This is a genomic window from Stutzerimonas sp. Brlt_14 (assembly GCF_051948915.1).
GTDB lineage: Bacteria > Pseudomonadota > Gammaproteobacteria > Pseudomonadales > Pseudomonadaceae > Stutzerimonas > Stutzerimonas stutzeri.
Genome location: NZ_JAYJLM010000005.1, coordinates 303,944 through 325,979 on the forward strand (window position 1 = coordinate 303,944; position 22,036 = coordinate 325,979).

The following is a 22,036-nucleotide window of genomic DNA, read 5'->3' on the forward strand; positions in this document are numbered from 1 at the left end:
CGCCATCCTCGTCAGAAACGATAGATCGCCGCGGCACCCGTGCCGGTTGGCATGCGCTCGGTCGGCACCACGACCACATCGCCACCTTGCTCCAGCGTCCAGATCGTCAGTTCGTCGAGCAGGTCCGGCGTGTTGACCTCATCCTCGTTGGCAGCTGTGGCCGTGCCATCGTTACGGTCGACGTGCCCCGGTATCTGCCGCTCGGCTTCCACCAGAAGCGTCGCGACGCGGCCCTGACGCGTGGCCTGGCCGATGTCCTCGAGCTGATCCGACGCCAGGCCTTGGCCATGGGACGCGCCGAACTGGTCGAGCAGACCTTCCAGGCGCTTGAGGTAACGCGGCTGCATCACCATCCAGCTCTTCTCGCGCAATTCCTGGAGGCTCAGCGTGCTCTGGCCGATCTCGATGCCTTCCGGCAGCAGGTTCTCGTTATGGCTGATGCGGCGGAAGTGGGGTTGCTGCTCCGGCAGCGCGGCGAGAATCAACGGCAGTCCCGAGGCTCTCGAGTGGTGCTCGATGATGGCCCGGTCCACCTCACGGAAATAGCGGTCGCGGTCGCGATCGATCTCCGCCTGCTTGCCGCTGCCGCCTGCTTCCACCTGCATCGGGTCGCCACGTTCACTGGCACGGCTGTAGCCCTGGGGAAAACCGCTCTGGCCCTTTTCGGTGAGATCGCCGCCCAAGGCGTCCGCGAGTGTCTTGGGCACCGCTTCGTGCAGGTGCACCTCATCGAGCGCGTCGCGGTTGCCCTCGAACAGGCGCACCGAGTCACGCGAGAGGCAGAGGATCTGGAAGCGATCAGCTGACTGGGCGATGCGAACCAGCGGCTTGAGGTGCATGCGCGCATTGGCCACCGCCATTTCCGGCACGCTACGTTGCAGGCGATAGACCTGGAAATAGTCCTTGGCAGCGAAGGCTGCGAGGCCATCGAGGTTGTGGTTCCAGAAGTCGTTGTTGTCGATCAGTGCATGGAACGGCTCGAGCAGGCTGCGTGCCTGTTCGGCATGGCCCTGCTGCTTGAGGGATTCTTCCAGTTGCTTGACCAGTTGCTTGAAGCGGATCGGGTCCTGCTGGCGTTCCGGAAAGCTGCGATGAGTCGGCTGGTACAGGGAGAGGCAGGGCCCGTTCCGGTGTTTCAGCAGTTGGGTAAGGGTTTCACGATCGAGCAGTCGGTTCATGCGTGGCCTCCAGTTGCTGTGGTTCGGTCCCTCGCAGAGATGTCGATGGCCACTCAATGGCCAACGATGGGCCAGGTCAGTGGCGGTTGAGCTTGTCCAGGGCGTGACTGAGCGCGTGGTTCAGTTTCTCCGCGGCGCCGTTGATGGCGAGGTCCAGGGTTTCGGCCTTGTGGGTGGCGGAAATCGGGTCGTGGCCCTTGACGCGCGCTTCCATCTGGCAGCGTTTGTCATGCGGTCCGCTCTTGTTGCTGTTCTCGTCGTTGAGATGGACTTCGACGCGGGTCAGATGATCGTCGAAGCGGTCCAGCTCGGTCTCCACCGTCGCCTTGATTCGCTCTTCGAGATCGGCGGTAACGCTGATGCTGTGGTTGCTGTTCACCAGAACCTGCATGGTTTCCTCCTGATTTGCGGCGCCGCACGACGAGCTGCGGCTACAGAAGGTACGACGTGGCGGATTAAGACGGGTTCCACCTCGGCGCGGACCTCAGACGCGCGGTTCAACCTTTGTTCAGCTTTGCCCGCCGCGGTACTCCGGGCGCGCGGCGAGACCGACCTTGAGCGCCTCGACGAGCAACCTGACCTTGGGCAGCGGGTAGCGCCGCTGCGGATACACCGCCCACACGGCGGTGTCCGGAGGCTGGTTGGCCTCGAGCAGCGAGACCAGCTCACCCCGGCGCAGCGGTTCGAGCACGTAGTAGTCCGGCAACTGGCACAGGCCGAAGCCACGCAATGCGGCATCCAGCACCGCCTGGCCGCTATTGCAGCGCCAGTTGCCGCTGGGCTTGAAGTGCTGCTCGCGCCCGTCGGACTGGAACGACCAGACGTCGCTGGTGCCGATCAGGCAGTTGTGCCGTGCCAGTTCTGAGAGCGTATGGGGCCGACCGTAGCGCTCCAGATAGCCCGGTGCGGCGCACAGGTACATGGCCCGCGGCGCGATCCGCGTGGCCACCAGGCGGGACTCGCCGAGTTTGCCGAGACGGATCGCCAGGTCATAGCCTTCCTGCACCAGATCGAGTGTGCGGTTGGACAGTTCGATGTCGACGCGCAGCTGTGGATGCCGCGCCATGAATTCATTCACCAGCGGCACGATGAAGCGCTCGCCGTAGGCCACCGCGGCGGTCATGCGCAGCAGTCCGGTGGGGGCACTGTGCAGGTCGCTGATGGCGAGAAAGGCATCGTCGCGCTCTTCGATCAAGCGCTGGCAGCGCGCGAAAAAGGTATGACCGGCTTCGGTCAGCGACACGCGGCGAGTGGTGCGGTAGAGCAGGCGGGCCTGCAGGCGCTCTTCCAGACGGGCGATCTGGCGGCTGACATGGGAGGACGACGCCCGCAGACGTTCGGCGGCGCGCATGAAACTGCCGCATTCCACAACCGCGACGAATTCGTCGAGCCCTTCCCAGCGGTTCATGCTCACCTCCTTGAGGCAGGTTTATCGACGCACAAGATTCAGTATTCGTCGGATTATCCCTGTACGGCAACAATGTTTTCCAGAATCATCCATCAATCCCTGAATGAGCGTGAATTACACTCTCTGCTTTCCACACAGTCGAGTGATGTTCATGACCATCAAGTCGCGCGCGGCCGTTGCCTTCGGCCCCAACCAGCCCCTGCAGATCGTCGAAGTGGATGTCGCTCCGCCCAAGGCCGGCGAGGTCCTGATCCGTATCGTGGCCACCGGTGTCTGTCATACCGACGCCTACACGCTTTCGGGGGAGGATTCTGAAGGTGTCTTTCCCTGCATTCTTGGTCACGAGGGCGGCGGGATCGTCGAGGCCGTAGGCGAGGGTGTCACCTCGGTGGCGGTCGGCGATCACGTGATCCCGCTCTATACCGCCGAATGCCGGGAGTGCAAGTTCTGCAAGTCCGGCAAGACCAACCTGTGCAGCTCCGTGCGTGCTACCCAGGGCAAGGGTCTGATGCCCGATGGCACCACGCGCTTCAGCTACAACGGCGAGCCGATTTACCACTACATGGGCTGCTCGACCTTCTCCGAGTACACCGTGCTGCCGGAAGTCTCGGTAGCCAAGATTCCCAAGGAGGCGCCGCTGGAAAAGGTCTGCCTGCTGGGCTGCGGCGTGACCACCGGGATCGGTGCCGTACTGAACACCGCCAAGGTGGAGGAAGGCGCTACCGTGGCGATCTTCGGCCTGGGTGGCATCGGCCTGGCGGCGATCATCGGTGCGAAGATGGCCAAGGCCAGCCGGATCATTGCCATCGACATCAACCCGGGCAAGTTCGCTATTGCCGAAGAGCTGGGCGCCACCGATTTCGTCAATCCGAAGGATCACGACAAGCCGATTCAAGAGGTAATCGTCGAGATGACCGATGGCGGTGTCGACTATTCCTTTGAATGCGTTGGCAATGTGCAGCTGATGCGCGCAGCGCTGGAGTGCTGTCACAAGGGTTGGGGCGAGTCGACCATCATCGGTGTCGCCGGCGCGGGCCAGGAAATCAGCACGCGTCCGTTTCAGCTGGTCACCGGGCGCGTCTGGCGCGGCTCGGCGTTTGGCGGTGTGAAGGGGCGTACCGAGCTGCCGAGCTATGTGGAGAAGGCGCAGAGCGGCGAGATTCCGCTGGACACCTTCATCACCCACAACATGCCGCTGGACAAGATCAACGAAGCGTTCGACCTGATGCATGAAGGCAAGAGCATCCGGACCGTCATTCACTTCTGATCCCCTGGGTGGATAACGCCGTCGTTCGGCGGCTTGTCCACCTCGACCGTGGAGGCCCGTGCGGTTTCCACCTTGCGCGAGGCCGCTCATGACCCCTGAAATCGTTTCCAGCAACAAGAGCTTCGGTGGCTGGCACAAGCGCTACCGCCACCGCTCCAACGCCCTGAACTGCGACATGGTATTTGCCGTGTTCCTGCCGCCGCAGGCCGAGCAGGGTGAAAAACTGCCGGTGCTGTACTGGCTGTCCGGCTTGACCTGCACCGACGAAAATTTCATGCAGAAGGCCGGAGCTCTACGCATGGCGGCCGAGCTCGGTCTGATCATCGTCGCGCCGGACACCAGCCCGCGTGGCCCAGGCGTGCCGGATGACGCCGACGGCGCCTGGGATTTCGGCCTGGGCGCGGGCTTTTATCTCAATGCGACGCAAGAGCCCTGGGCCCAGCACTACCGGATGTACGACTACGTCGTCGAGGAACTGCCGGCACTGGTCGAGGCCAACTTCCCGGTCTCCGACCGCCGCGGCATCAGCGGGCACTCCATGGGCGGACACGGGGCGCTCATCTGCGCGCTGAAAAATCCTGGCCGCTATCGCTCGGTATCGGCCTTTGCGCCCATCAGCAACCCGATCAACTGTCCCTGGGGAGAAAAAGCGTTCAGCCGCTATCTGGGCGCGGACCGTTCGCGCTGGCGGGAGTGGGATGCCTGCGCGCTGATCGCCGAAGCCAGCGAGCGGCTACCGCTGCTGGTGGACCAGGGCGACCGCGATGACTTCATGGACGGCCAGCTCAAGCCGCAAGCGCTGCGTGCCGCTGCGGACGCTGTCGGGCACCCGCTGACGCTGCGCATCCAGCCGGGCTACGACCACAGCTACTACTTCATTGCCAGCTTTATCGATGATCACCTGCGCCATCATGCCGAGGCGTTGACGGCGTAGGGTGGGCAACGGCGCTCGCGCCGACTGCCAGAAACGTCAGCCACAAAAAAGGCCCGAGCGGACATGCCGCTCGGGCCTTTCCATCGCCAGGAGCTTAGAGCGACGGATAATCGGTGTAGCCGTCCGGGCCCTGGGCATAGAACAGCTCGGGCTTGGGCTCGTTCAGCGGTGCATCCCGACGCAGGCGCTCGACCAGATCCGGATTGGCGATGTACGGAATGCCGAAGGCCACCGCATCGGCCTTGCCTTCCGCCAGCCAGGCGTTGCCTTGCTCCTTGGTAAAGCGTTCGTTGGCGATGTAGACGCCACCGAAGAGCTGCTTGAGCTGTGGGCCGAGGCTGTCTTCACCGGCCTTCTCGCGGGTGCAGATGAAGGCGATGCCGCGCTTGCCCAGTTCACGTGCAACGTAGCCGAAGGTCTCGGCACGGTTGGAATCGCCCATGTCATGGGAGTCGGCACGCGGCGCCAGATGCACTCCGACGCGCCCGGCGCCCCATACGGAGACGGCGGCATCGGTCACTTCCAGCAGCAGTCGTGCACGGTTTTCCAGTGAGCCACCGTAGGCGTCGGTGCGCTTGTTGGTGCTGTCCTGCAGGAACTGATCGAGCAGATAGCCGTTGGCGCCATGGATCTCGACCCCGTCGAAACCGGCTTCCTTGGCATTCTCCGCCCCCTTGCGGTAGGCCTCGATGATGCCGGGGATTTCGTCGATCTCCAGCGCGCGCGGGGTCTCGTAATCCTTCTTCGGACGGACCAGGCTGACATGGCCCGCGGGTTTGAGGGCACTGGGGGCGACCGGCAACTGGCCGTCGAGGTAGAGCGGATCGGAGATACGGCCGACATGCCAGAGCTGCAGGACGATCTTGCCACCTTTGGCATGCACGGCGTCGGTGACCTTCTTCCAGCCCTGGACCTGCTCGGCCGACCAGATGCCCGGAGTGTCCGGATAGCCCACACCCATCGGCGTGACCGAGGTGGCCTCGCTGATGATCAGGCCGGCGTCGGCGCGCTGGGCATAGTACTCGGCGATCAGATCGCCGGGCACGCGGCCAGGCTCGGCGCGGCAGCGGGTCAGCGGCGCCATGATGATGCGGTTGTTCAGTTCCAGGTCGCCGATCTTGATCGGGTCGAAAAGCGTGGGCATAGCGATACCGCTCCTGTGTGGTGGTGCGAGAAAAGGCTCAGAGTTCCTGGCCGATGCGCTCGATGAAGGTCTGGATGACTGCGTCGTTGCGCTTGAAGAAGTGCCACTGGCCGACTTTCTGGCAGGTGACCAGCCCGGCCTTCTGCAGGGTCGCCAGGTGAGCCGAAACGGTGGACTGCGACAGGCCGGCGCGCTGGTCGATCTGGCCGGCGCACACGCCGTTCTCCAGCGAATGGTGCTGCGCGGCGAAATAGCGCTGCGGCTCCTTGAGCCAACGCAGAATGTCGCGGCGCAGCGGATGGGCGAGGGCCTTGATGATGTCGTCGAAGTCGTCCGGCATGAGTTTCGGCTGCCTGTATCGGATTGAGACGAACTATATATCGCCAACTGGCGATACAAGATCGATTCGGCTGATGGTGCATATCGTCGAGGTCGATGATCGAGCGGACCGTGACGATCCGCCCGGGGTCATCCGGCTCCTGTAGAATCGCCGCCTCGAGTTATTCCAGGGTGTTTGATCTATGCGTATCGGCCACGGTTACGACGTGCACCGCTTCGGCGAAGGCGACCACATCACGCTTGGCGGCGTGCGGATTCCACACAGGTTCGGGCTGCTCGCCCATTCCGACGGTGACGTGCTGTTGCATGCCCTGAGCGACGCGCTGCTCGGTGCCGCGGCGCTGGGGGATATCGGCAAGCATTTCCCGGACACTGACCCGCAGTTCAAGGGCGCCGACAGCCGCGCACTGCTGCGCCATGTACTGGCGCAGGTGCAGGCCAAGGGGTATGTGGTCGGCAATGTCGATGCCACCATCGTCGCCCAGGCCCCGAAGATGGCGCCGCATATCGAGCGCATGCGCGCGTTGATCGCCGCAGATCTGCAGGTGGAGCTGGATCAGGTCAACGTCAAGGCCACCACCACGGAGAAGCTCGGCTTTACCGGGCGCGAGGAAGGGATCGCCGTGCACGCGGTCGCCCTGCTGGTTCGCCCATGACCGAGGATCAGCTGCTCGGCCCGCGTGCCCACGGCGAGCCTTGTGGCAGCGCTGTGCTCAAGGCGGTCGCCGAGGACTTCCAGGTCGACGAGGTGCTGGACATCCCGCTGTCGGGGGAGGGCGAGCACCTCTGGCTCTGGGTGGAAAAGCGCAACCTCAACACCGAGGAGGCCGCCAAGCGCATCGCCCGTGCTGCCGGCGTGCCACTGAAGCTGATCAGCTATGCGGGCCTGAAGGATCGTCAGGCGCTGACCCGGCAGTGGTTCAGCCTGCATTTGCCGGGCAAGGCCGACCCCGATCTGGCTGCCGCCGAAGATGACAGCCTGCGGCTGCTCCAGCGCGTTCGCCATCAGCGCAAGCTGCAGCGCGGCGCACATTCGGCCAATGGCTTTCGCCTGCGCCTGACCGATCTGCACGCCGATCACGCGCAGCTCGATGCGCGGCTGGAGCGGATCAGGGCGCAGGGCGTGCCGAACTACTTCGGTCTGCAACGTTTCGGCTATGAAGGTGGCAACCTCCTTGGTGCCCGTGATTTCGCCGCCAAGGCCGAGCTGCCGGTTCAGCGCAACCTGCGTTCGCGTCTGCTTTCGGCGGGGCGCAGCTACCTGTTCAATCGCGTGCTGGCCCAGCGTGTCGCCGATGGCAGCTGGGCCGAGGCGCGGGTAGGGGACCTGCTGGCGTTCACCGACAGCCGCAGTTTCTTTCCCGCCGCAGAGGCGGAGTGCAGCGATCCGCGTCTGGCGATCCTCGACCTGCATCCCACTGGCCCGCTTTGGGGTGAAGGGGGCTCGCCGGCGGGCGCCGAGATCCAGGCGCTCGAAGATGCAGTGGCTGCAAGTGAAGAACCGATCGCCAATTGGTTGGCGCAGGCGGGGATGAAGCACGAACGGCGCATTCTTCGCCTCCCCATCGGCGGTTTGTCGTGGCATTATCCCGGGCCTGACATTCTGCAACTGGAATTCGTCCTGCCGACCGGATGCTTTGCCACCGCCATGGTGCGTGAGCTGGTCAGCCTGGCAGGGCAGACGGACATCTGATGCGTATTCTGATCGCCAACGACGACGGGGTGTATGCGCCCGGGCTCGCCGCGCTTTATGACGCGCTGGCGGATTATGCCGAGTGCACGGTGGTAGCCCCGATCCAGGACATGAGCGGCGCCAGCAGCGCGCTGACCCTGGACCGCCCGCTTCACCCCGTAAGCATGCCCAACGGCTTTATCGGCCTGAACGGCTCGCCTACCGATTGCGTTCATCTCGGCCTCAATGGCCTGCTCGAACATACCCCCGACATGGTGGTGTCCGGCATCAACCTCGGTGCCAATCTCGGGGATGACGTGCTCTATTCTGGCACCGTCGCTGCGGCCATCGAGGGGCGTTTCACCGGGCGGCCGGCGTTTGCCTTCTCGTTGTTGTCGCGCCTGCCCGACAATCTTTCTACAGCGGCGTACATCGCGCGTGCGCTGGTGGAGAAGCACGATCGGCTCGAGCTGCCGCCGCGCACGGTGCTCAGCGTCAATGTGCCCAATCTGCCGCTGGATCATATCCGTGGCATCCAGCTGACCCGCCTGGGCCATCGCAGTCGGGCCAAGCCGCCGGTCAAGCAGGCCAATCCGCGCGGCAAGGAAGGCTACTGGATCTCCGTGGCGGGCGACGTCGAGGACGGCGGCCCCGGAACCGATTTCCATGCGGTGATGCAGGGCTACGTGTCGATCACCCCGTTGCAGCTGGATCGAACCTTTCGCGAGGCCTTCGACGGCCTCGAGAGCTGGCTGGAGAACGTGCTGTGAGACATCGCGGACAAGACAGCCTGCTCCACGGCTCGGGTATGACCTCGCAACGCACACGTGACCGCTTGATTCAGCGACTCTACGAAGAAGGGCTGTCCAACGCCCATGTGCTCGAAGTGATCCGCCGTACCCCTCGTCATCTGTTCGTCGACGAGGCACTGGCGCATCGCGCCTACGAGGACACGGCGCTGCCCATCGGCCACAACCAGACCATTTCGCAGCCGTTCATGGTTGCGCGCATGAGCGAGCTGCTGCTGGCCGACGGCCCGCTGGACAAGGTGCTGGAGATCGGGACCGGCTCGGGCTATCAGACCGCCGTGCTGGCGCAGCTGGTCGAGCGGGTGTTCTCCGTCGAGCGCATCCAGGCGCTGCAGGATCGTGCCAAGGAGCGCCTGGTCGAACTCAAGCTGCGCAATGTGGTCTTTCGCTGGGGCGATGGTTGGGAGGGCTGGCCTGCACTGGCGCCTTACAACGGCATCATCGTCACCGCGGCGGCAGCCGATGTGCCGCAGGCCTTGCTCGATCAGCTGGCGCCCGGTGGGCGCCTGGTGATTCCGGTGGGGGCCGGCGAGGTCCAGCAACTCATGCTGATCATTCGAGAGGAAAACGGCTTTTCCCGCCATCTTCTGGATACCGTACGTTTCGTGCCGCTGCTCAATGGACCCGTGATTTGATCATTCAGCGGAAGGAAGCATGAAAAACGCTTTTTTGTTGTACGCCAAAGGCATGGCGATGGGTGCTGCGGATGTGGTGCCCGGTGTCTCCGGCGGTACCGTGGCGTTCATCACCGGTATCTACGATGAGCTACTGCGCTCCATCAGCGCAGTGCCCTACGCGGTCGGCCCGTTGCTGCGGGGGCGCTTCGCCGAGGCCTGGAAAACCGCCAACGCAAGCTTCCTGCTGGTGCTGTTCGCGGGCATTCTGACCAGCATCCTAAGCCTCGCCAGGCTGATCACCTATCTTCTGGAAGCGCATCCGATTCCCGTCTGGTCCTTCTTCTTCGGGCTGATCCTGGTTTCGGTCCATCTGGTGGGCAAGGAAATCCAGCGCCGCAACCTGTCGCGCCTGGTGAGCTTCTGCCTGGGCATCGGTTTCGCCTACTGGATCACCGTGGCTGCGCCGGTGCAATGGGGCAGCAGCAGCCTGAGCCTGTTCTTCGCCGGCGCCATCGCCATCTGCGCGATGATCCTGCCGGGCATTTCCGGCAGTTTCATCCTGGTGCTGCTGGGCTTGTACCCGGTGGTTCTGGGGGCGGTGAAGAGTTTCGATCTTGGCGTGATGGCGATCTTCGCCGCCGGGTGTCTGGTAGGCTTGCTCAGCTTCGCCAAGTTCCTCAGCTGGCTGCTCAAGCGCTGGCGGGACCTGACCCTGGCGTTTCTCACCGGTTTGATGCTCGGCTCGCTGAACAAGGTCTGGCCGTGGAAGGAAACGCTGACCTGGCGCACCAATTCCAGTGGCGAGAACGTTCCGGTCCTGCAGCAGAACCTGCTGCCCGGCGCCTATGGCGATCTGACCGGCCAGGACCCGCAGCTGCTGCTGGCGGTGCTGCTGGCGGTGGCAGGTATCGTGCTGGTCCTGGGGCTTGAGTGGTTTGCCGGCCGGCGTCAGCCGATGACCGAAGGCGTCTGACGCACTTGTCTATGAAAGGGAGCGGGCATTGAGGCTCACAGCAGTACCGCGGTGGATGCGCGACCCCATGGTCCGTTCGATGCTCGGCGTTCTGGTGATAGCCGGAACGCTGGTCGGTTGTGCGTCATCGCCTCAGGGCGGCGGCGTACAGGTCGTCGACCGCAACCAGCGTGACAAGGTCACCAGCGGCCAGTACATCGTGCGGCGCGGCGATACACTCTGGTCCATCGCGTTCCGTTTCGGCTGGGACTGGCGCGAGCTGGCGCGGGTGAACGGCATTCAGCCGCCGCACGTCATCTACCCCGGACAGAAGATCCGCTTCGACGGCGGCGCTTCGCGTGTCGCCTCCGCCGCGCCGCGACCGGCGCCTCAGCCAGCCCCAGCACCTGCGCCAACCAGCCCGGTGGTAGTGGCCACGCCGGTGCCGCGTCAGCCTGCCATTACCACACCCGCCAGCCCGCCGCCTGCCGCTCCGCCGGCAAGCACTCCGGTTACGCCGGTTGCCCGCTCGGCAAGCGGTTGGGCATGGCCGGCGAACGGCACGATAATCGGTCGTTTTTCCTCAAACGGTAGTTTGAATAAAGGAATTGATATCGCTGGGGAATTAGGACAGCCTGTTCTGGCTGCTTCTGATGGGACTGTTGTGTACGCCGGCAGTGGATTACGGGGTTACGGCGAACTTGTGATCATCAAGCACAGCGATACCTATGTAAGCGCCTACGGACACAACCGCAGGCTGCTGGTGCGGGAGGGCCAACAAGTCAAGGCTGGGCAAAGTATTGCCGAGATGGGATCGACGGGAACCGACCGGGTGAAGCTGCATTTCGAAATTCGTCGCCAGGGTAAACCCGTAGACCCGCTGCAATATCTGCCAAGACGTTGACCTGTCGCCTGCCTGTTCCAGCACTAGGTTAGGCTTGAGCGTAGCCAGGGACCCGCGTCGCTTGGGCCTGTTGTCGAACTCGGAACAGGACAAGAATAATGGCACTTAAAGACCAAGCGCTGGAGTTTGACGTCGACGATGCGGTTCTGCTCATGGAAACGCCCATCCACTTCGACCAGAAAGACAAAGTGACCAAGGCTGCCTCTGCAGGCAGACCCAAGGCCGCATCCAGCACCAGACAGCACAAGTTCATCGACTACAACCGGGCCCTGGATGCAACCCAGTTGTACCTCAACGAAATCGGTTTCTCCCCCCTCCTGACCCCCGAAGAGGAAGTGCACTTCGCGCGCCTTGCGCAGAAAGGCGATCCGGCGGGGCGCAAGCGCATGATCGAAAGCAACCTGCGACTGGTGGTGAAAATCGCCAGGCGCTATGTCAACCGCGGCCTGTCCCTGCTGGATCTGGTCGAGGAGGGCAACCTGGGGCTGATCCGCGCAGTGGAGAAATTCGACCCGGAACGTGGTTTCCGCTTCTCTACCTATGCGACCTGGTGGATCCGGCAAACCATCGAGCGGGCCATCATGAACCAGACCCGCACGATTCGCCTGCCTATCCATGTGGTGAAGGAGCTGAATGTCTATCTGCGGGCGGCTCGCGAGCTGACCCAGAAGCTCGATCACGAACCCAGCCCTGAGGAAATCGCCAACCTGCTCGAGAAGCCGGTCGGCGAAGTCAAGCGCATGCTGGGCCTGAATGAGCGGGTCACCTCGGTGGATGTCTCGCTTGGCCCGGATACCGACAAAACCCTGCTCGACACGCTGACGGACGACCGGCCCACTGATCCATGCGAGCTGTTGCTGGATGATGATCTGTCCAACAGCATCGACCAGTGGCTGTCAGACCTTTCGGAAAAGCAGCGCGAGGTGGTTATCCGCCGCTTCGGCCTGCGGGGCCACGAAGCTTCGACACTCGAGGAGGTGGGCCAGGAAATCGGTCTGACCCGTGAGCGGGTGCGCCAGATCCAGGTCGAAGCGCTGCGGCGTCTGCGCGAAATACTGGAGCGAAACGGCTTGTCGAGCGACGCGCTGTTCCAGTGACACCAACGGTACGCCGGGGCCTGGTTTCCGGGCCCCGGCGTTACCCTGTGCCTCCTCTGATCCCGCCGCTCTTATCCGGCTCCGTCCTCGAATGGCATCACTCCATAGGGTTAATCCATTCTCGGGGCGATTTCCTGAATCTCTCATTCGTGTGTAAGCATTTGCTTACACGCTCTGTAAGCAAAGCCCAAGAGTGCGTGCTGACAAACGACGATTCCGTTGTTGATAGTTTTTTAACTCATTGATTTGGATGAGTTTGTTTTCGTTGGTCGTGTATCGTCCGCGGCCCTGCGCGAGTGTGTCGCAGCTTGCTGCGCAAAAGGCTTCCATTAATATCGCTCCCGCGCTCAGGGATTAGCGCGGCCCTCAGGACGAGGGTCAGGACCATCGCAGGACGCGATGTCATCCAGGACGATGAGAAGGGATACAGGGAACAGGGAAGGAGGCGGGCGGGGTCAACCCCGCCCCTTTTTTTGCCCGCCGGAAACTCCAGCTGAACCCAGTGGCAGTGGCACGGCCTAAGGTGAACAGCCCATCAGCGGAGGAACCTATGAACGGCGAACAGCACAACGATCAGCCAACCAAAGAGCGGGACGACGTGGTTCGTCGGCCGGATGAAGCGGACGAGGATCAGCTCGATGAGGCGATCGAGGAAACCTTTCCCGCCAGCGATCCGATCTCGCCCTGATTTCCTACCTGGCCCGCGTCGCGGATTGGCTCTCGGCTTGCGCCGCGCGGGCCAGCAGCGCGGGCATGATGTGCCTGCGTAGCAGCGGCGCGATGTCCTCGCGCTCGCATGGCGCAAGCGCCAACCATCCCAGTTCTTCCAGTTCGGCCTGCACGGTGACGGCACGAGGCAGCCGCGCCATGAACACGTCTGCCTCGACCTGATGGCCCGGCTCGTTGGCGGCCGGCGCCTGGAAGTGCCCGAGCGGCTGGAAATCGGCTTCTGCGAGTTGTAGGTCGAGCTCTTCGTGCAGCTCGCGTCTCAACGTGTCCAGCGGACGCTCGCCTCTTTCCGCCTTGCCACCGGGCAGCATGAAAAAGCGGGTCCCTCGTTTGCGTACCACCAGCACCCGGCCTTGTTCATCGAACAGGCAGGCAATGGCGATTGTCAGGGTCGCGACGGGCATAGGCTCTATCCTTCGGTCATTGAGTAGCGCAATCAGCGTCTTGGTGCGTCGATAGCGCGCGAGACGCTCGGCCAGCGTATCCGGTAGCTGGTCCGCGACACCAAAGCCCAGACGCGTATAGAAAGGCAACAGTTCGGGCTTGCAGAACAGCCAGACCGGCCCCGCGCTGGCGGCCAGTGCCTCGCGCACCAGTCGTGCACCGATTCCGCGATTGCGTTCCGGCGGGGTTACCAGCAGCCCGGTCAGGAAATGCCCGTGGGCGACGGGCGTCAGGCATAGACCCGCCAGGATGCCGCCCCGCCTGGCGACCCAGCAGACCGCTTCGGCGCGCACCCGGTTACGGCTGTTATGCGCTCGATAGAATCTCACCAGCAGCGGTTGCAGGGCTTGTGGAAGCGGCGAAAAGTCGAGAGCGGGCATGGCCAACCGGGCTGTTTGCGGAGCCCGCTAGTCTAGCGTCTGGGCCGCCGGCGCCAAACTTTCTTCGCCGATGTGTGCCGTTTGTCCGTTCGCTGCATCTTTTCCGTCGCCGAGGTGTTCTCACCCTTAGCACCTCCAACGACAGGAATAACAACATGTTGGACCTACTGATTGTGCTCGCCTTCGTCTTCTACGGGCTGTCTGCGGGGATGCGAGCGCGCAGCAAAGCCTCTCAGAGTCTGCACGAATACTTCCTTGCCGGACGAACCATCAAGGGTTGGCGGGCCGGCGTATCCATGTCCGCCACCCAGTTTGCGGCCGACACGCCACTGCTGGTCAGTGGACTCGTCGCCACCGCCGGGGTTTTTGCGTTATGGCGGTTGTGGATCTACGGCCTGGCCTTTCTCCTGCTCGCGTGGGTATTCGCGTCTGGCTGGCGGCGCGCCGGCGTGCTTACCGATGCCGAACTCACCCGGGTGCGTTACAGCGGCCCTTCCGTCGTGCCGCTACGGCTGTTCAAGGCGATCTATTACGGCACGGTGATCAACTGTGTCGTCCTGGCGATGGTGCTGGTCGCGGCGATCCGGATCGCCGAGGTGTTCCTGCCCTGGCACGACTGGTTGCCGGGCGGGCTGTACGAAATGATCAAGGGCGTGGTCGAAGCCAGCGGGATACGCCTGGGCGACAGCATCACCGGGCTCGATCAACTGACGACCAGCACCAACAACCTCATTTCGATCGTGCTGATTCTGGTCTTCACCGCCATGTACTCCATCACCGGCGGCTTGCGCGCGGTCGTTCAGACCGACGTCATGCAGTTCAGTGTGGCCATGCTGGGCACGCTGGCTTATGCCTGGTTCGTGGTCGATGCGGCCGGTGGACTCGGGGGGCTGACCGACCGGATCGTCGAGATCTATGGCAGCGAGCAGGCGGCCAAGATGCTTTCATTCTCGCCGCCCAGCAACGCGGGTGAGGCGCTGATGCCATTCCTGGTGATCGTCGGGCTGCAGTGGCTGTTTCAGATGAACTCGGACGGCACCGGCTACCTGGCGCAGCGCAGCATGGCCTGTCCGACCGATCGCGAAGCACGTATCGCCGGTTTGGTGTTCACCTGGCTGCAGATCTTCCTGCGCAGCCTGTTCTGGCTGGCGATCGCCATTGGCCTGCTGGTGCTCTATCCGTTCAGCCCCGAGGAGATGAATGGTGACGGCTTTACGGCCGCCCGCGAGGCGCTGTTCGTCACCGGCATCGACGAGCTGCTGCCGCCGGGCTTCCGCGGCCTGATGCTGGTAGGGCTGCTGGCAGCCCTGGCCTCGACGGTGGATACGCATCTGAACTGGGGCGCCTCGTACTGGAGCAACGACGTCTACGGTGGTGTGGTGGCGCCGAAGCTGCTCAAGCGCAAGCCGAAGGACAAGGAGCTGGTACTGGTGGCGCGACTGTCCAACGTGCTGATTCTGCTGATCGCCATGGTCATCATGGCCAATCTGGGCTCGATCCAGACCGCCTGGTTCATCTCGCTGCTGTTCGGGGCCGGCATGGGGTCGGTGCTGGTGCTGCGCTGGTTGTGGGAGCGGATCAACCTGTATTCTGAACTGACGGCCATGGTGGTGTCGCTGATCACGGCGCCGCTGCTGCTGTATTTCCTTGGGACTGACCCTGAGCGCGAGTGGATACGCCTGGGCATCATGTCATTGGTGACCTGCAGCGCGGCAATTCTGGTGAGCTTCGTCACCCCTGCGACCGATACGCAGACGCTGGATCGCTTCTACCGCAAGGTGCGCCCGTTCGGGTTCTGGGGGCGGACCGCGTCGCGTTGTGGCGTTACCCGCCGTGAATCGCTCAAGGCGCTGGGTGCTCGGTTGTTCGCCGTGGCGGTAACGGCTCTGTCGGTGTACACGCTGTTGATCGGTGTAGGTCGCCTGCTCTTCCCGCAGCCCGACGGCAGCCCGATGTTGGCCTGGATATGTGTGGTGATCGGCCTGGTCTTGATGCCGGTCTGGATGTATCTCGCTTTCAGCCGTTATTTCGATGATCAGCATGAAGAAGAGGCACCCGAACTTCAGGCCGAGCGGCCTGACATGGCAGGTTAAATAGCGGGGCGTTTCGTTACATATATAACGCCCCGTTTTTGAGTTGTGTCATTTTAATAGCACTTGGCGGTAGCGGGTACTGGCGAAACAATATCGTATGTATACATAAAATGATAAGAATCATCGTATTAACGCATTTTTCTCTAGTTTTTGATGAAAAGTAGGTCATTCGTCGATTCTTTGGGCAACCATTGGAATTAGCTGCTTGTCTCACCACTACGCAGTGCTTATTGCGTATTTCAAACAAGCATAAACAGAGGTGCCGTCATGAATCGACTTTTCAAAACTTCCTAAATGGTTGCCGCAATGCTCCCGGCTATTGCCGGTGCGGCGCCGATGGCCGGTGACAAGGAAATCACACTCGGTGGCGCAGGAAGCAGCGACAAGGACTTTGACGATACTGTGTTTTCCGTACAGGGAAGTTGGGGGCAGTATTTGAGCGAATCGTCCTTGTGGGGCGTCCGGCAGACTGTCAATGCGCGGGATACCGAGGGTGAGAGCGTCAAGTTCGATGGCTCGACTCGCGTGTTCTACGACTACCACTTCGGTAACGGCAAGGCGCGGCCTTTCATCGGTGCCAGCATCGGCGGTGTCTACGGTGATCGCGTCGATGAAACCTTCATGGCCGGCCCGGAGATCGGTTTCAAATACTGGGTTCAGGACAAGACGTTCATTACTGCAATGGCGGAATATCAATTCCTGTTCAAGAGCGGCAGTGATGCGCAGGACCGATATGATGACGGCGTATTCCTCTACAGCATCGGTATTGGCTTCAATTACTGATCGAAGCATGCGCGGCGCCTCGTTGGCGTCGCGCAACTTTTTTACTTCCTGTCGCGTATTTTTCTATCAGGCTTCCACCAGTTGCTGCAGGAAATTCCTGAGTGCAATGCCGGGCTCATCGTCCTCGGATGCAATCATGCGAATCCCCCATTGGCGCAACACCTCCTCTTGAACCGGATTCGGCTTGTGCGAGAACACATATGAAATAGGGCGCACGCCCAGTGTTTCGTGTTCATTCCATATCTTCGACAGCTTGTGGAAAAGCAATCGGATATTGGTGTCCGACAGGCTGTAGCCGATAAACAGGACGGCCTTGCTCAACGTGTCGGCGCGTAATTTGATATCCAATGGCGTCTCGAATTGCAGCCGTTGGTAATAGCTGGTCTCGTCGAGCACGATCGAGGCGTCGTCATCGAAATCGCCATGAAACTTGACGATCTGCCGGACGCCATCACGCGCCTTGGTGAGGTCGCTGGCATTGGCGATCTTGATGTAGTCCACCGCGTAGGCATCATGGGCATATTCCAGCCAGCGGTCGTAGTTGGTGGTGTAGATCGCCGGAAAACGGCCATGAACGATGAGCCGGTGTATCTCGGAGTCGCGGATTTCGATGTTGCGGTGCCACTCGCGGTCCATCCAGCTGCGTAGTGGACCGATGCTGCCTTTCTTGATCCGGTAGTACTCAGCCAGGGCGAGGAAATTGCCGTAGGTGTTGAAGACCTCCGGGTCATAGTCCAGCTGCACGGCGATCTCGTCGATCAGCTCTTTCCAAGGCGGCAGGCCGATGTTGGCCGACACCCCGGAGCCAACGAAGAGGATCAGTCGATTGTTGCGGTAGGCGTCGCGCAGCTGGTCCATGATGCGTCAGGACTCCCGCAGAAAGGTGACGAAGGCATCCAGCGCGCGACGGCGCATGGACAGGCCGTTCTTCTGCGTGCCCAGCTGCGCGAACGTCTGGTTCTGGCCTTCGGGAATGAACACGTCGTCCCACTCGAAGCCGCCATGGCCGGCCGGCGACGGCGAGATGCGACCCGGCACCACGCCTTCGAAGAAATGTCGCTTGCGCCCATCGCAGTAGCCGATCAGGGTTCGCGCTTCGGCTGCGGGGTCGCCGAGCCTTCCGATCAGCTCGGAAAAGCGCTCGGCCTGCAGGCGGTCCCAGAATATCTGGGTCAGACCGCCGGGAAAGCCGTTGAGGCTGTTGATGAACAGCCCGGTATGCTCGACGAACACCGGCTTGCCGATCATCTTGAACGCCACCAGCAGCTTGTCGCTGACCAGCTGGTAAAGGTCCTCGGTACGCAGTTCTTCGATGCGGATCGGAAAGGGCTTCACCTCGATTCCACTGGGCTCGAGGATCTCGCGAACCTCGCGGATCTTCTGCTGATTGATGGACGCGAAGCGGATTTTCATCGAACGAGCCAGCTCCGGTTGCGCAGCGAATGGATGTCGCGTCGGTATAGCCATGCTTGTATGACGCAAGGGGAAGGGCTCGGTTCTCCTGCGTGGCGGATTTCGCCGCGCAGGCGCGACGCGATCATCGATGCGAACGGCGGTTGAAACGCAAGCCAGGATGATCAGGCGAGGCGCTGGCCGTCCTGTGCAAGGGCATGCCTTCGGTTGTTTGCGTCGGGCCGACCGCCTCGGCCACTGCGTTCAGTTCTGACCTGGGCGGGCAGGGCAGGCGGCCTGCACTTGACGGATACGCTCGGCCGGCACGCGCAGCTGGCGTAGCAGGTACTCGGAAAAGTCCGGGCTGTAGGGTTGCCTGGCGATCGCCTGCTCCATACAGAACAGCCAGGCATCGCGTTCGGCTTCGCCGACCGGCCAGCGGGTGTGAAATTGCGGGATGCTGATGGCGCCATATTTCTCGGCGTAGCGTTTCGGCCCACCCAACCAGCCGCACAGAAAGCTGGCCAGTCGATCGGCGGCTTCGCTGACGTCCGCTGGGTACATCGCGCGGACGTTCGCGGCCTCGGGCGCTTCGTCCATCACCCGATAGAAATCGGCCACCAGCCGCTGCAGGCCGGCTTCGCCACCGGCTGCCTGGAACGAGGCGTCACCGACGCCGAAAACGGGACGTTGATCGGGATTCATAGTGCGCCTCTGGCTTGGAAACGGGGCGCGGGATGATGCGCGCTTGTGCCAGATCAAGACAAGTGCAAGCAGTGGCCACAACGCCGCGGCAGCTGGTCTAAGCTGAAGACCTACCCAACAGCGGAGACAGGAAATGCGCAGGCTTCTGGTTGCATACGATGGTTCGGACAACTCCAAGCGCGCCCTGCAGTATGTCGTCGATCTGGCCCGGGACACCGGGATGGCGCTGCAGGTCCACGTGGTCAATGTTCAACACGAGCCGATCATCTATGGCGAGTACGTCACCTCGGCCATGATCGACGAGCTCAACAACAGCCTGATGGCCAAATCCCGCAGTGTGCTCGACGAGGCGGCGGCGATGCTCCAGGCCGGTGGGCTGACCTGCGAGACCCACACCCAGCTGGGCAACGTGGCCGAACAGATCAACGATGCGGTCAAGCGGCTGGGCTGTGACACGGTCGTGATGGGCACTCGCGGCCTGGGCAGCTTCACCGGGCTGGTGCTGGGCTCGGTGGCGAGCCGGGTGATCCACGAGGTGTCGGTTCCGGTTCTGCTGGTCAAATAGAAGGAGGCATCCGGCCTGGCCGATCAGCCCTGCTTGCCCTTGAGCAGGTCGGCCAGGTTGGCGAAGGCCTTGAAGGTTTCCTTCGGGCCCAGGTCACTACCGGGCCGGGCTTCGGCCTGGTACTGGTTGTCGGTATAGCGGGAATGCTCGTTGTCGTGACAATAGAGGCACAGCAGCTCCCAGTTGGAGCCGTCTTCGGGATTGTTGTCGTGATTGTGGTCCTTGTGATGGACCGTCAGCTCGCTCAGGCGCTTGCCGGAAAACTCCCGCGCGCACCGCCCGCAGACCCAGGGATACATCTTCAGTGCCTTTTCCCGATAGCCCTGCTCGCGCTGGCTGTAGGGCGTGGTGGGTTTGTTGCTGCTCATGATGAGTACTCGCCGGCTGCTTGGGTTGTCGGTGACATCCGGTCACGGCGTGGCCGCGAACCGAACGCCAACAGGGCCTAGTAAAGACGATGGGCCATCAGCCCGCCAAGCCGACATAGACGTTCTGCACGTCGTCATGGGCGTCGATGGCCTCGAGGAAGGCTTCGACCTCTTCCAGCTCGGCACCGGACAGACTGACCGGATTCTTGGGTCGATAGCCCAGCTGCGCCGATTGCACGGTGAAGCCGAATTCCGGCAAGGCCTTGCACACGGCATCGAGGTCGGTCGGCTCGGTAATGAACAGCGTGGCGCCATCGTCGGCAGCCTCGAAATCCTGAGCACCAGCCTCGATGGCGGCCATTTCCGGGTCGGCGTCGCCTGCGGGTGCGGCTTCGATCATGCCGACATGGTCGAAATCCCAGCTCACCGACCCGGAAGAGCCCAGCTGGCCCTTGCGAAACAGCACGCGGATCTCGGCAACGGTACGGTTCACGTTGTCGGTCAGGCATTCGACGATCAGCGGCACCTGATGCGGAGCGAAGCCTTCGTAGAGGGTGCGCTCGTAGTTCACCACCTCGCCGGTCAGGCCGGCGCCTTTCTTGATGGCGCGCTCCAGGGTGTCCTTGGGCATAGAAGCCTTCTTGGCCTGCTCGACCACCAGACGCAGGCGTGGGTTCATGTCCGGGTCGGCACCGCTGCGGGCCGCGATCATGATTTCCTTCGACAGCTTGCCGAAGATCCTGCCCTTGGCGTTCGCCGCCGCTTCCTTATGCTTCGCTTTCCACTGTGCGCCCATGCTCGTACTCGTCTGATGTGAGGGAACCAGGCGCGAATTCTATAGCGTCACCGCGGGTTTCGTCGCCGGTGCTGCGCGAGGATAAGCTTGGGCCGATCGACGGCCAAGCCGGACTGTGCCGGCCAATTCGCTGCTCACTGTATGGAGCGGTACAGCCATCGCGCCGCTCTAATGGATGTTTTCGTAACAGGGTGCGTCGTCATGTCGCCTCGGGACCTGCTGCTCGCACTGATAGTCATCGTCGTCTGGGGAATGAACTTCGTGGTCATCATGGTCGGCCTGCACGACGTCCCGCCCATGTTGCTCGGTGCCCTGCGATTCATGCTGGCGGCGGTACCGGCGGTGTTCTTCATCAGACGGCCGCAGGTGCCGCTGCGCTGGATGCTTGCCTACGGGCTGACCATCTCGCTGGGCCAGTTCGCCTTTCTCTTCACCGCCATGAAGCACGGCATGCCCGCAGGCCTGGCGTCGCTGGTGCTGCAGTCCCAGGCGTTCTTCACGCTGTTCTTCGCTGCGCTGTTTCTCGGCGAGCGCTTGCGCGCGGCCAACCTGCTGGGCCTGTTGATCGCGGCCTGCGGCCTCGCACTGATCGGCGCGCAGAGTGGGCTGGGCATGACCCTTGGCGGATTTCTCCTGACGATCTGTGCCGCCTCGATGTGGGCGCTGGGCAATATCGTCACGCGCAAGGTCGGCAAGGTGAATCTGGTCGGGCTGGTGGTGTGGGGCAGCCTGGTGCCGCCGTTGCCGTTTCTCGGGCTGTCGTTATGGCTGGAAGGCCCGGGCGTGATCGAAGCGGCGCTGCGTGGTATCGGCTGGCAGACCATTCTGGTCCTGGCGTACCTGGCCTTCGGCGCGACCATTCTCGGTTATGGCCTGTGGAGTCGGCTGCTGTCGCGCTATCCGGCCAGCCAGGTGGCGCCGTTTTCGCTCTTGGTGCCGGTGGTGGGGCTGACCTCGGCCAGTATCTTGCTGGGCGAGCGGTTGGCCCTGTTGCAGTTGGCCGGTGCGCTGCTGGTGATGATCGGGCTGGCAGTCAATGTCTGGGGAGGCTGGCTGTTCGGCCGGTTGCGCCTGGCGCGCGTCTGAAAACGCCCGGCATCAGCCGGGCGTTGTGGCGATCAGGCTCAATGGGTGGCGGCGTGGGTGCCGAGCAGTGTGGTGGAACCGCTCTTCTTGTCGCGCTTGGCCATACGTTTTTCCTGTGCCGTTTTCATCGGCTTCTTCTTGCTGTTCTTCTTTGCGTCCATTCCCTTGCTCATGGTGTTCACCTCTGATTGCTGGCTGGACATGTCCTGATGGGCGAAGGCCTGACTGTCGCTGCAGGAGCGATGCCTGTTTCCGGCCTGCCGTCTTCCGTGACTGCTGCAGTATGGCATTGCTGGGCCGCAATGCACGCGTTGCGTTGCTTAGGACTGGTCCCGTTTCGTTGCAAGGCGCGTCGCTGCGCCAAACGGCTCCGG

Annotated in this window: 27 protein-coding genes; 14 read left to right on the forward strand and 13 right to left on the reverse strand. The window is 62.6% G+C overall.

From position 1 onward, the window contains the following. Positions 1-11: 11 nt before the first annotated feature. From VF716_RS14575 to VF716_RS14585, 3 genes are all read right to left on the reverse strand, one after another. Positions 12-1,178, reverse strand: coding sequence for a baeRF3 domain-containing protein (locus VF716_RS14575; RefSeq protein ID WP_014596303.1), 1,167 nt, complete (start codon positions 1,176-1,178; stop codon positions 12-14). Between the two features lie 76 nt (positions 1,179-1,254). After that, a complete protein-coding gene (locus tag VF716_RS14580) occupies positions 1,255-1,569 on the reverse strand; it encodes an HPF/RaiA family ribosome-associated protein (RefSeq protein WP_011912724.1) in 315 nt (104 codons plus the stop codon). Positions 1,570-1,686: 117 nt separating this feature from the next. Continuing rightward, positions 1,687-2,586: a LysR substrate-binding domain-containing protein gene (locus VF716_RS14585; protein ID WP_014596304.1), complete on the reverse strand. Its 900-nt coding sequence runs from the start codon at positions 2,584-2,586 to the stop codon at positions 1,687-1,689. Positions 2,587-2,737: 151 nt separating this feature from the next. Here VF716_RS14585 and VF716_RS14590 point away from each other — a divergent pair, with 151 nt between their 5' ends. Together VF716_RS14590 and fghA are read left to right on the forward strand one after the other, a co-directional pair. Next, a complete protein-coding gene (locus tag VF716_RS14590) occupies positions 2,738-3,853 on the forward strand; it encodes an S-(hydroxymethyl)glutathione dehydrogenase/class III alcohol dehydrogenase (RefSeq protein ID WP_020308662.1) in 1,116 nt (371 codons plus the stop codon). Positions 3,854-3,941: 88 nt separating this feature from the next. Next, positions 3,942-4,787, forward strand: coding sequence for an S-formylglutathione hydrolase (fghA, locus tag VF716_RS14595; RefSeq protein ID WP_011912727.1), 846 nt, complete (start codon positions 3,942-3,944; stop codon positions 4,785-4,787). A 94-nt stretch (positions 4,788-4,881) separates the two neighbouring features. On the opposite strand, the gene VF716_RS14600 is transcribed toward fghA, so the two are convergent. The 3 genes from VF716_RS14600 to VF716_RS14610 form a co-directional block, all read right to left on the reverse strand. Beyond that, positions 4,882-5,931, reverse strand: coding sequence for an alkene reductase (locus VF716_RS14600; protein ID WP_017245784.1), 1,050 nt, complete (start codon positions 5,929-5,931; stop codon positions 4,882-4,884). A gap of 37 nt (positions 5,932-5,968) precedes the next feature. After that, entirely contained in the window at positions 5,969-6,271 is a 303-nt protein-coding gene (locus tag VF716_RS14605; RefSeq protein WP_014596308.1) for an ArsR/SmtB family transcription factor, read from the reverse strand. A 128-nt stretch (positions 6,272-6,399) separates the two neighbouring features. Further along, positions 6,400-6,450, reverse strand: a complete 51-nt coding sequence (locus VF716_RS14610) for a hypothetical protein (RefSeq protein ID WP_372587615.1) — start codon at positions 6,448-6,450, stop codon at positions 6,400-6,402. 2 nt (positions 6,451-6,452) lie between these two features. Here VF716_RS14610 and ispF point away from each other — a divergent pair, with 2 nt between their 5' ends. The 8 genes from ispF (at position 6,453) to VF716_RS14650 (ending at position 13,009) form a co-directional block, all read left to right on the forward strand. Next, a complete protein-coding gene (gene ispF / locus VF716_RS14615; protein ID WP_011912729.1) occupies positions 6,453-6,926 on the forward strand; it encodes a 2-C-methyl-D-erythritol 2,4-cyclodiphosphate synthase in 474 nt (157 codons plus the stop codon). Continuing rightward, positions 6,923-7,963, forward strand: coding sequence for a tRNA pseudouridine(13) synthase TruD (gene truD, locus VF716_RS14620; protein ID WP_049338995.1), 1,041 nt, complete (start codon positions 6,923-6,925; stop codon positions 7,961-7,963). The genes ispF and truD overlap by 4 nt, the downstream gene beginning before the upstream one ends. Beyond that, positions 7,963-8,712, forward strand: a complete 750-nt coding sequence (surE, locus tag VF716_RS14625) for a 5'/3'-nucleotidase SurE (RefSeq protein ID WP_011912731.1) — start codon at positions 7,963-7,965, stop codon at positions 8,710-8,712. Before truD ends, surE begins: the two co-directional genes overlap by 1 nt. Before the next feature lie 38 nt (positions 8,713-8,750). Further along, positions 8,751-9,386 carry a protein-L-isoaspartate(D-aspartate) O-methyltransferase gene (locus tag VF716_RS14630; RefSeq protein ID WP_014596311.1) on the forward strand — a complete coding sequence of 212 codons (636 nt, stop codon included), beginning with the start codon at positions 8,751-8,753 and terminating at the stop codon, positions 9,384-9,386. A gap of 19 nt (positions 9,387-9,405) precedes the next feature. Then, complete coding sequence (locus VF716_RS14635) at positions 9,406-10,341, forward strand: DUF368 domain-containing protein (protein ID WP_011912733.1); 936 nt, start codon at positions 9,406-9,408, stop codon at positions 10,339-10,341. Positions 10,342-10,408: 67 nt separating this feature from the next. Beyond that, positions 10,409-11,224, forward strand: coding sequence for a peptidoglycan DD-metalloendopeptidase family protein (locus tag VF716_RS14640; protein ID WP_013982356.1), 816 nt, complete (start codon positions 10,409-10,411; stop codon positions 11,222-11,224). A 98-nt stretch (positions 11,225-11,322) separates the two neighbouring features. Next, positions 11,323-12,321, forward strand: a complete 999-nt coding sequence (rpoS, locus tag VF716_RS14645; protein WP_013982357.1) for an RNA polymerase sigma factor RpoS — start codon at positions 11,323-11,325, stop codon at positions 12,319-12,321. A gap of 550 nt (positions 12,322-12,871) precedes the next feature. Continuing rightward, the gene (locus VF716_RS14650; RefSeq protein WP_013982358.1) at positions 12,872-13,009 is read left to right on the forward strand and encodes a hypothetical protein; all 138 of its coding nucleotides are present in this window, start codon (positions 12,872-12,874) and stop codon (positions 13,007-13,009) included. Positions 13,010-13,013: 4 nt separating this feature from the next. On the opposite strand, the gene VF716_RS14655 is transcribed toward VF716_RS14650, so the two are convergent. After that, positions 13,014-13,874 (reverse strand): GNAT family N-acetyltransferase, encoded by an 861-nt coding sequence (locus tag VF716_RS14655; protein WP_011912737.1) that lies wholly within the window; start codon positions 13,872-13,874, stop codon positions 13,014-13,016. Between the two features lie 155 nt (positions 13,875-14,029). Between VF716_RS14655 and VF716_RS14660 the strand changes: the two genes are divergently transcribed. Next, on the forward strand, positions 14,030-15,967 hold the full coding sequence (locus tag VF716_RS14660; protein WP_017245780.1) for a sodium:solute symporter family protein: 1,938 nt from the start codon (positions 14,030-14,032) through the stop codon (positions 15,965-15,967). 306 nt (positions 15,968-16,273) lie between these two features. Next, positions 16,274-16,750 (forward strand): hypothetical protein, encoded by a 477-nt coding sequence (locus tag VF716_RS14665; protein ID WP_011912739.1) that lies wholly within the window; start codon positions 16,274-16,276, stop codon positions 16,748-16,750. Positions 16,751-16,816: 66 nt separating this feature from the next. Here VF716_RS14665 and VF716_RS14670 read toward each other — a convergent pair whose 3' ends face one another. From VF716_RS14670 to VF716_RS14680, 3 genes are all read right to left on the reverse strand, one after another. Beyond that, complete coding sequence (locus tag VF716_RS14670) at positions 16,817-17,608, reverse strand: SIR2 family protein (RefSeq protein WP_011912740.1); 792 nt, start codon at positions 17,606-17,608, stop codon at positions 16,817-16,819. Positions 17,609-17,614: 6 nt separating this feature from the next. Then, the gene (locus tag VF716_RS14675; RefSeq protein ID WP_017245779.1) at positions 17,615-18,163 is read right to left on the reverse strand and encodes a non-canonical purine NTP pyrophosphatase; all 549 of its coding nucleotides are present in this window, start codon (positions 18,161-18,163) and stop codon (positions 17,615-17,617) included. 243 nt (positions 18,164-18,406) lie between these two features. After that, entirely contained in the window at positions 18,407-18,847 is a 441-nt protein-coding gene (locus tag VF716_RS14680) for a group II truncated hemoglobin (RefSeq protein ID WP_013982363.1), read from the reverse strand. 133 nt (positions 18,848-18,980) lie between these two features. Between VF716_RS14680 and VF716_RS14685 the strand changes: the two genes are divergently transcribed. After that, on the forward strand, positions 18,981-19,412 hold the full coding sequence (locus tag VF716_RS14685) for a universal stress protein (protein WP_014596319.1): 432 nt from the start codon (positions 18,981-18,983) through the stop codon (positions 19,410-19,412). A 23-nt stretch (positions 19,413-19,435) separates the two neighbouring features. On the opposite strand, the gene VF716_RS14690 is transcribed toward VF716_RS14685, so the two are convergent. Together VF716_RS14690 and VF716_RS14695 are read right to left on the reverse strand one after the other, a co-directional pair. Continuing rightward, complete coding sequence (locus VF716_RS14690) at positions 19,436-19,780, reverse strand: YajD family HNH nuclease (protein WP_011912744.1); 345 nt, start codon at positions 19,778-19,780, stop codon at positions 19,436-19,438. Between the two features lie 97 nt (positions 19,781-19,877). Next, positions 19,878-20,576: a YebC/PmpR family DNA-binding transcriptional regulator gene (locus VF716_RS14695; protein ID WP_011912745.1), complete on the reverse strand. Its 699-nt coding sequence runs from the start codon at positions 20,574-20,576 to the stop codon at positions 19,878-19,880. A 201-nt stretch (positions 20,577-20,777) separates the two neighbouring features. Here VF716_RS14695 and VF716_RS14700 point away from each other — a divergent pair, with 201 nt between their 5' ends. Then, the gene (locus tag VF716_RS14700) at positions 20,778-21,662 is read left to right on the forward strand and encodes an O-acetylserine/cysteine exporter (RefSeq protein WP_017245777.1); all 885 of its coding nucleotides are present in this window, start codon (positions 20,778-20,780) and stop codon (positions 21,660-21,662) included. 38 nt (positions 21,663-21,700) lie between these two features. Here VF716_RS14700 and VF716_RS14705 read toward each other — a convergent pair whose 3' ends face one another. Further along, positions 21,701-21,835 carry a hypothetical protein gene (locus VF716_RS14705; RefSeq protein WP_013982366.1) on the reverse strand — a complete coding sequence of 45 codons (135 nt, stop codon included), beginning with the start codon at positions 21,833-21,835 and terminating at the stop codon, positions 21,701-21,703. Between the last annotated feature and the right edge of the window lie 201 nt (positions 21,836-22,036).

Coding starts and splice junctions, on each gene's coding strand:
- VF716_RS14575 (WP_014596303.1), bottom strand. CDS start 1,178: ATGAACCGACTGCTCGATCGTGAAACCCTTACCCAACTGCTGAAACAC.
- VF716_RS14580 (WP_011912724.1), bottom strand. CDS start 1,569: ATGCAGGTTCTGGTGAACAGCAACCACAGCATCAGCGTTACCGCCGAT.
- VF716_RS14585 (WP_014596304.1), bottom strand. CDS start 2,586: ATGAACCGCTGGGAAGGGCTCGACGAATTCGTCGCGGTTGTGGAATGC.
- VF716_RS14590 (WP_020308662.1), top strand. CDS start 2,738: ATGACCATCAAGTCGCGCGCGGCCGTTGCCTTCGGCCCCAACCAGCCC.
- fghA (WP_011912727.1), top strand. CDS start 3,942: ATGACCCCTGAAATCGTTTCCAGCAACAAGAGCTTCGGTGGCTGGCAC.
- VF716_RS14600 (WP_017245784.1), bottom strand. CDS start 5,931: ATGCCCACGCTTTTCGACCCGATCAAGATCGGCGACCTGGAACTGAAC.
- VF716_RS14605 (WP_014596308.1), bottom strand. CDS start 6,271: ATGCCGGACGACTTCGACGACATCATCAAGGCCCTCGCCCATCCGCTG.
- ispF (WP_011912729.1), top strand. CDS start 6,453: ATGCGTATCGGCCACGGTTACGACGTGCACCGCTTCGGCGAAGGCGAC.
- truD (WP_049338995.1), top strand. CDS start 6,923: ATGACCGAGGATCAGCTGCTCGGCCCGCGTGCCCACGGCGAGCCTTGT.
- surE (WP_011912731.1), top strand. CDS start 7,963: ATGCGTATTCTGATCGCCAACGACGACGGGGTGTATGCGCCCGGGCTC.
- VF716_RS14630 (WP_014596311.1), top strand. CDS start 8,751: ATGACCTCGCAACGCACACGTGACCGCTTGATTCAGCGACTCTACGAA.
- VF716_RS14635 (WP_011912733.1), top strand. CDS start 9,406: ATGAAAAACGCTTTTTTGTTGTACGCCAAAGGCATGGCGATGGGTGCT.
- VF716_RS14640 (WP_013982356.1), top strand. CDS start 10,409: ATGGTCCGTTCGATGCTCGGCGTTCTGGTGATAGCCGGAACGCTGGTC.
- rpoS (WP_013982357.1), top strand. CDS start 11,323: ATGGCACTTAAAGACCAAGCGCTGGAGTTTGACGTCGACGATGCGGTT.
- VF716_RS14650 (WP_013982358.1), top strand. CDS start 12,872: ATGAACGGCGAACAGCACAACGATCAGCCAACCAAAGAGCGGGACGAC.
- VF716_RS14655 (WP_011912737.1), bottom strand. CDS start 13,874: ATGCCCGCTCTCGACTTTTCGCCGCTTCCACAAGCCCTGCAACCGCTG.
- VF716_RS14660 (WP_017245780.1), top strand. CDS start 14,030: ATGTTGGACCTACTGATTGTGCTCGCCTTCGTCTTCTACGGGCTGTCT.
- VF716_RS14665 (WP_011912739.1), top strand. CDS start 16,274: ATGCTCCCGGCTATTGCCGGTGCGGCGCCGATGGCCGGTGACAAGGAA.
- VF716_RS14670 (WP_011912740.1), bottom strand. CDS start 17,608: ATGGACCAGCTGCGCGACGCCTACCGCAACAATCGACTGATCCTCTTC.
- VF716_RS14675 (WP_017245779.1), bottom strand. CDS start 18,163: ATGAAAATCCGCTTCGCGTCCATCAATCAGCAGAAGATCCGCGAGGTT.
- VF716_RS14680 (WP_013982363.1), bottom strand. CDS start 18,847: ATGAATCCCGATCAACGTCCCGTTTTCGGCGTCGGTGACGCCTCGTTC.
- VF716_RS14685 (WP_014596319.1), top strand. CDS start 18,981: ATGCGCAGGCTTCTGGTTGCATACGATGGTTCGGACAACTCCAAGCGC.
- VF716_RS14690 (WP_011912744.1), bottom strand. CDS start 19,780: ATGAGCAGCAACAAACCCACCACGCCCTACAGCCAGCGCGAGCAGGGC.
- VF716_RS14695 (WP_011912745.1), bottom strand. CDS start 20,576: ATGGGCGCACAGTGGAAAGCGAAGCATAAGGAAGCGGCGGCGAACGCC.
- VF716_RS14700 (WP_017245777.1), top strand. CDS start 20,778: ATGTCGCCTCGGGACCTGCTGCTCGCACTGATAGTCATCGTCGTCTGG.
- VF716_RS14705 (WP_013982366.1), bottom strand. CDS start 21,835: ATGAGCAAGGGAATGGACGCAAAGAAGAACAGCAAGAAGAAGCCGATG.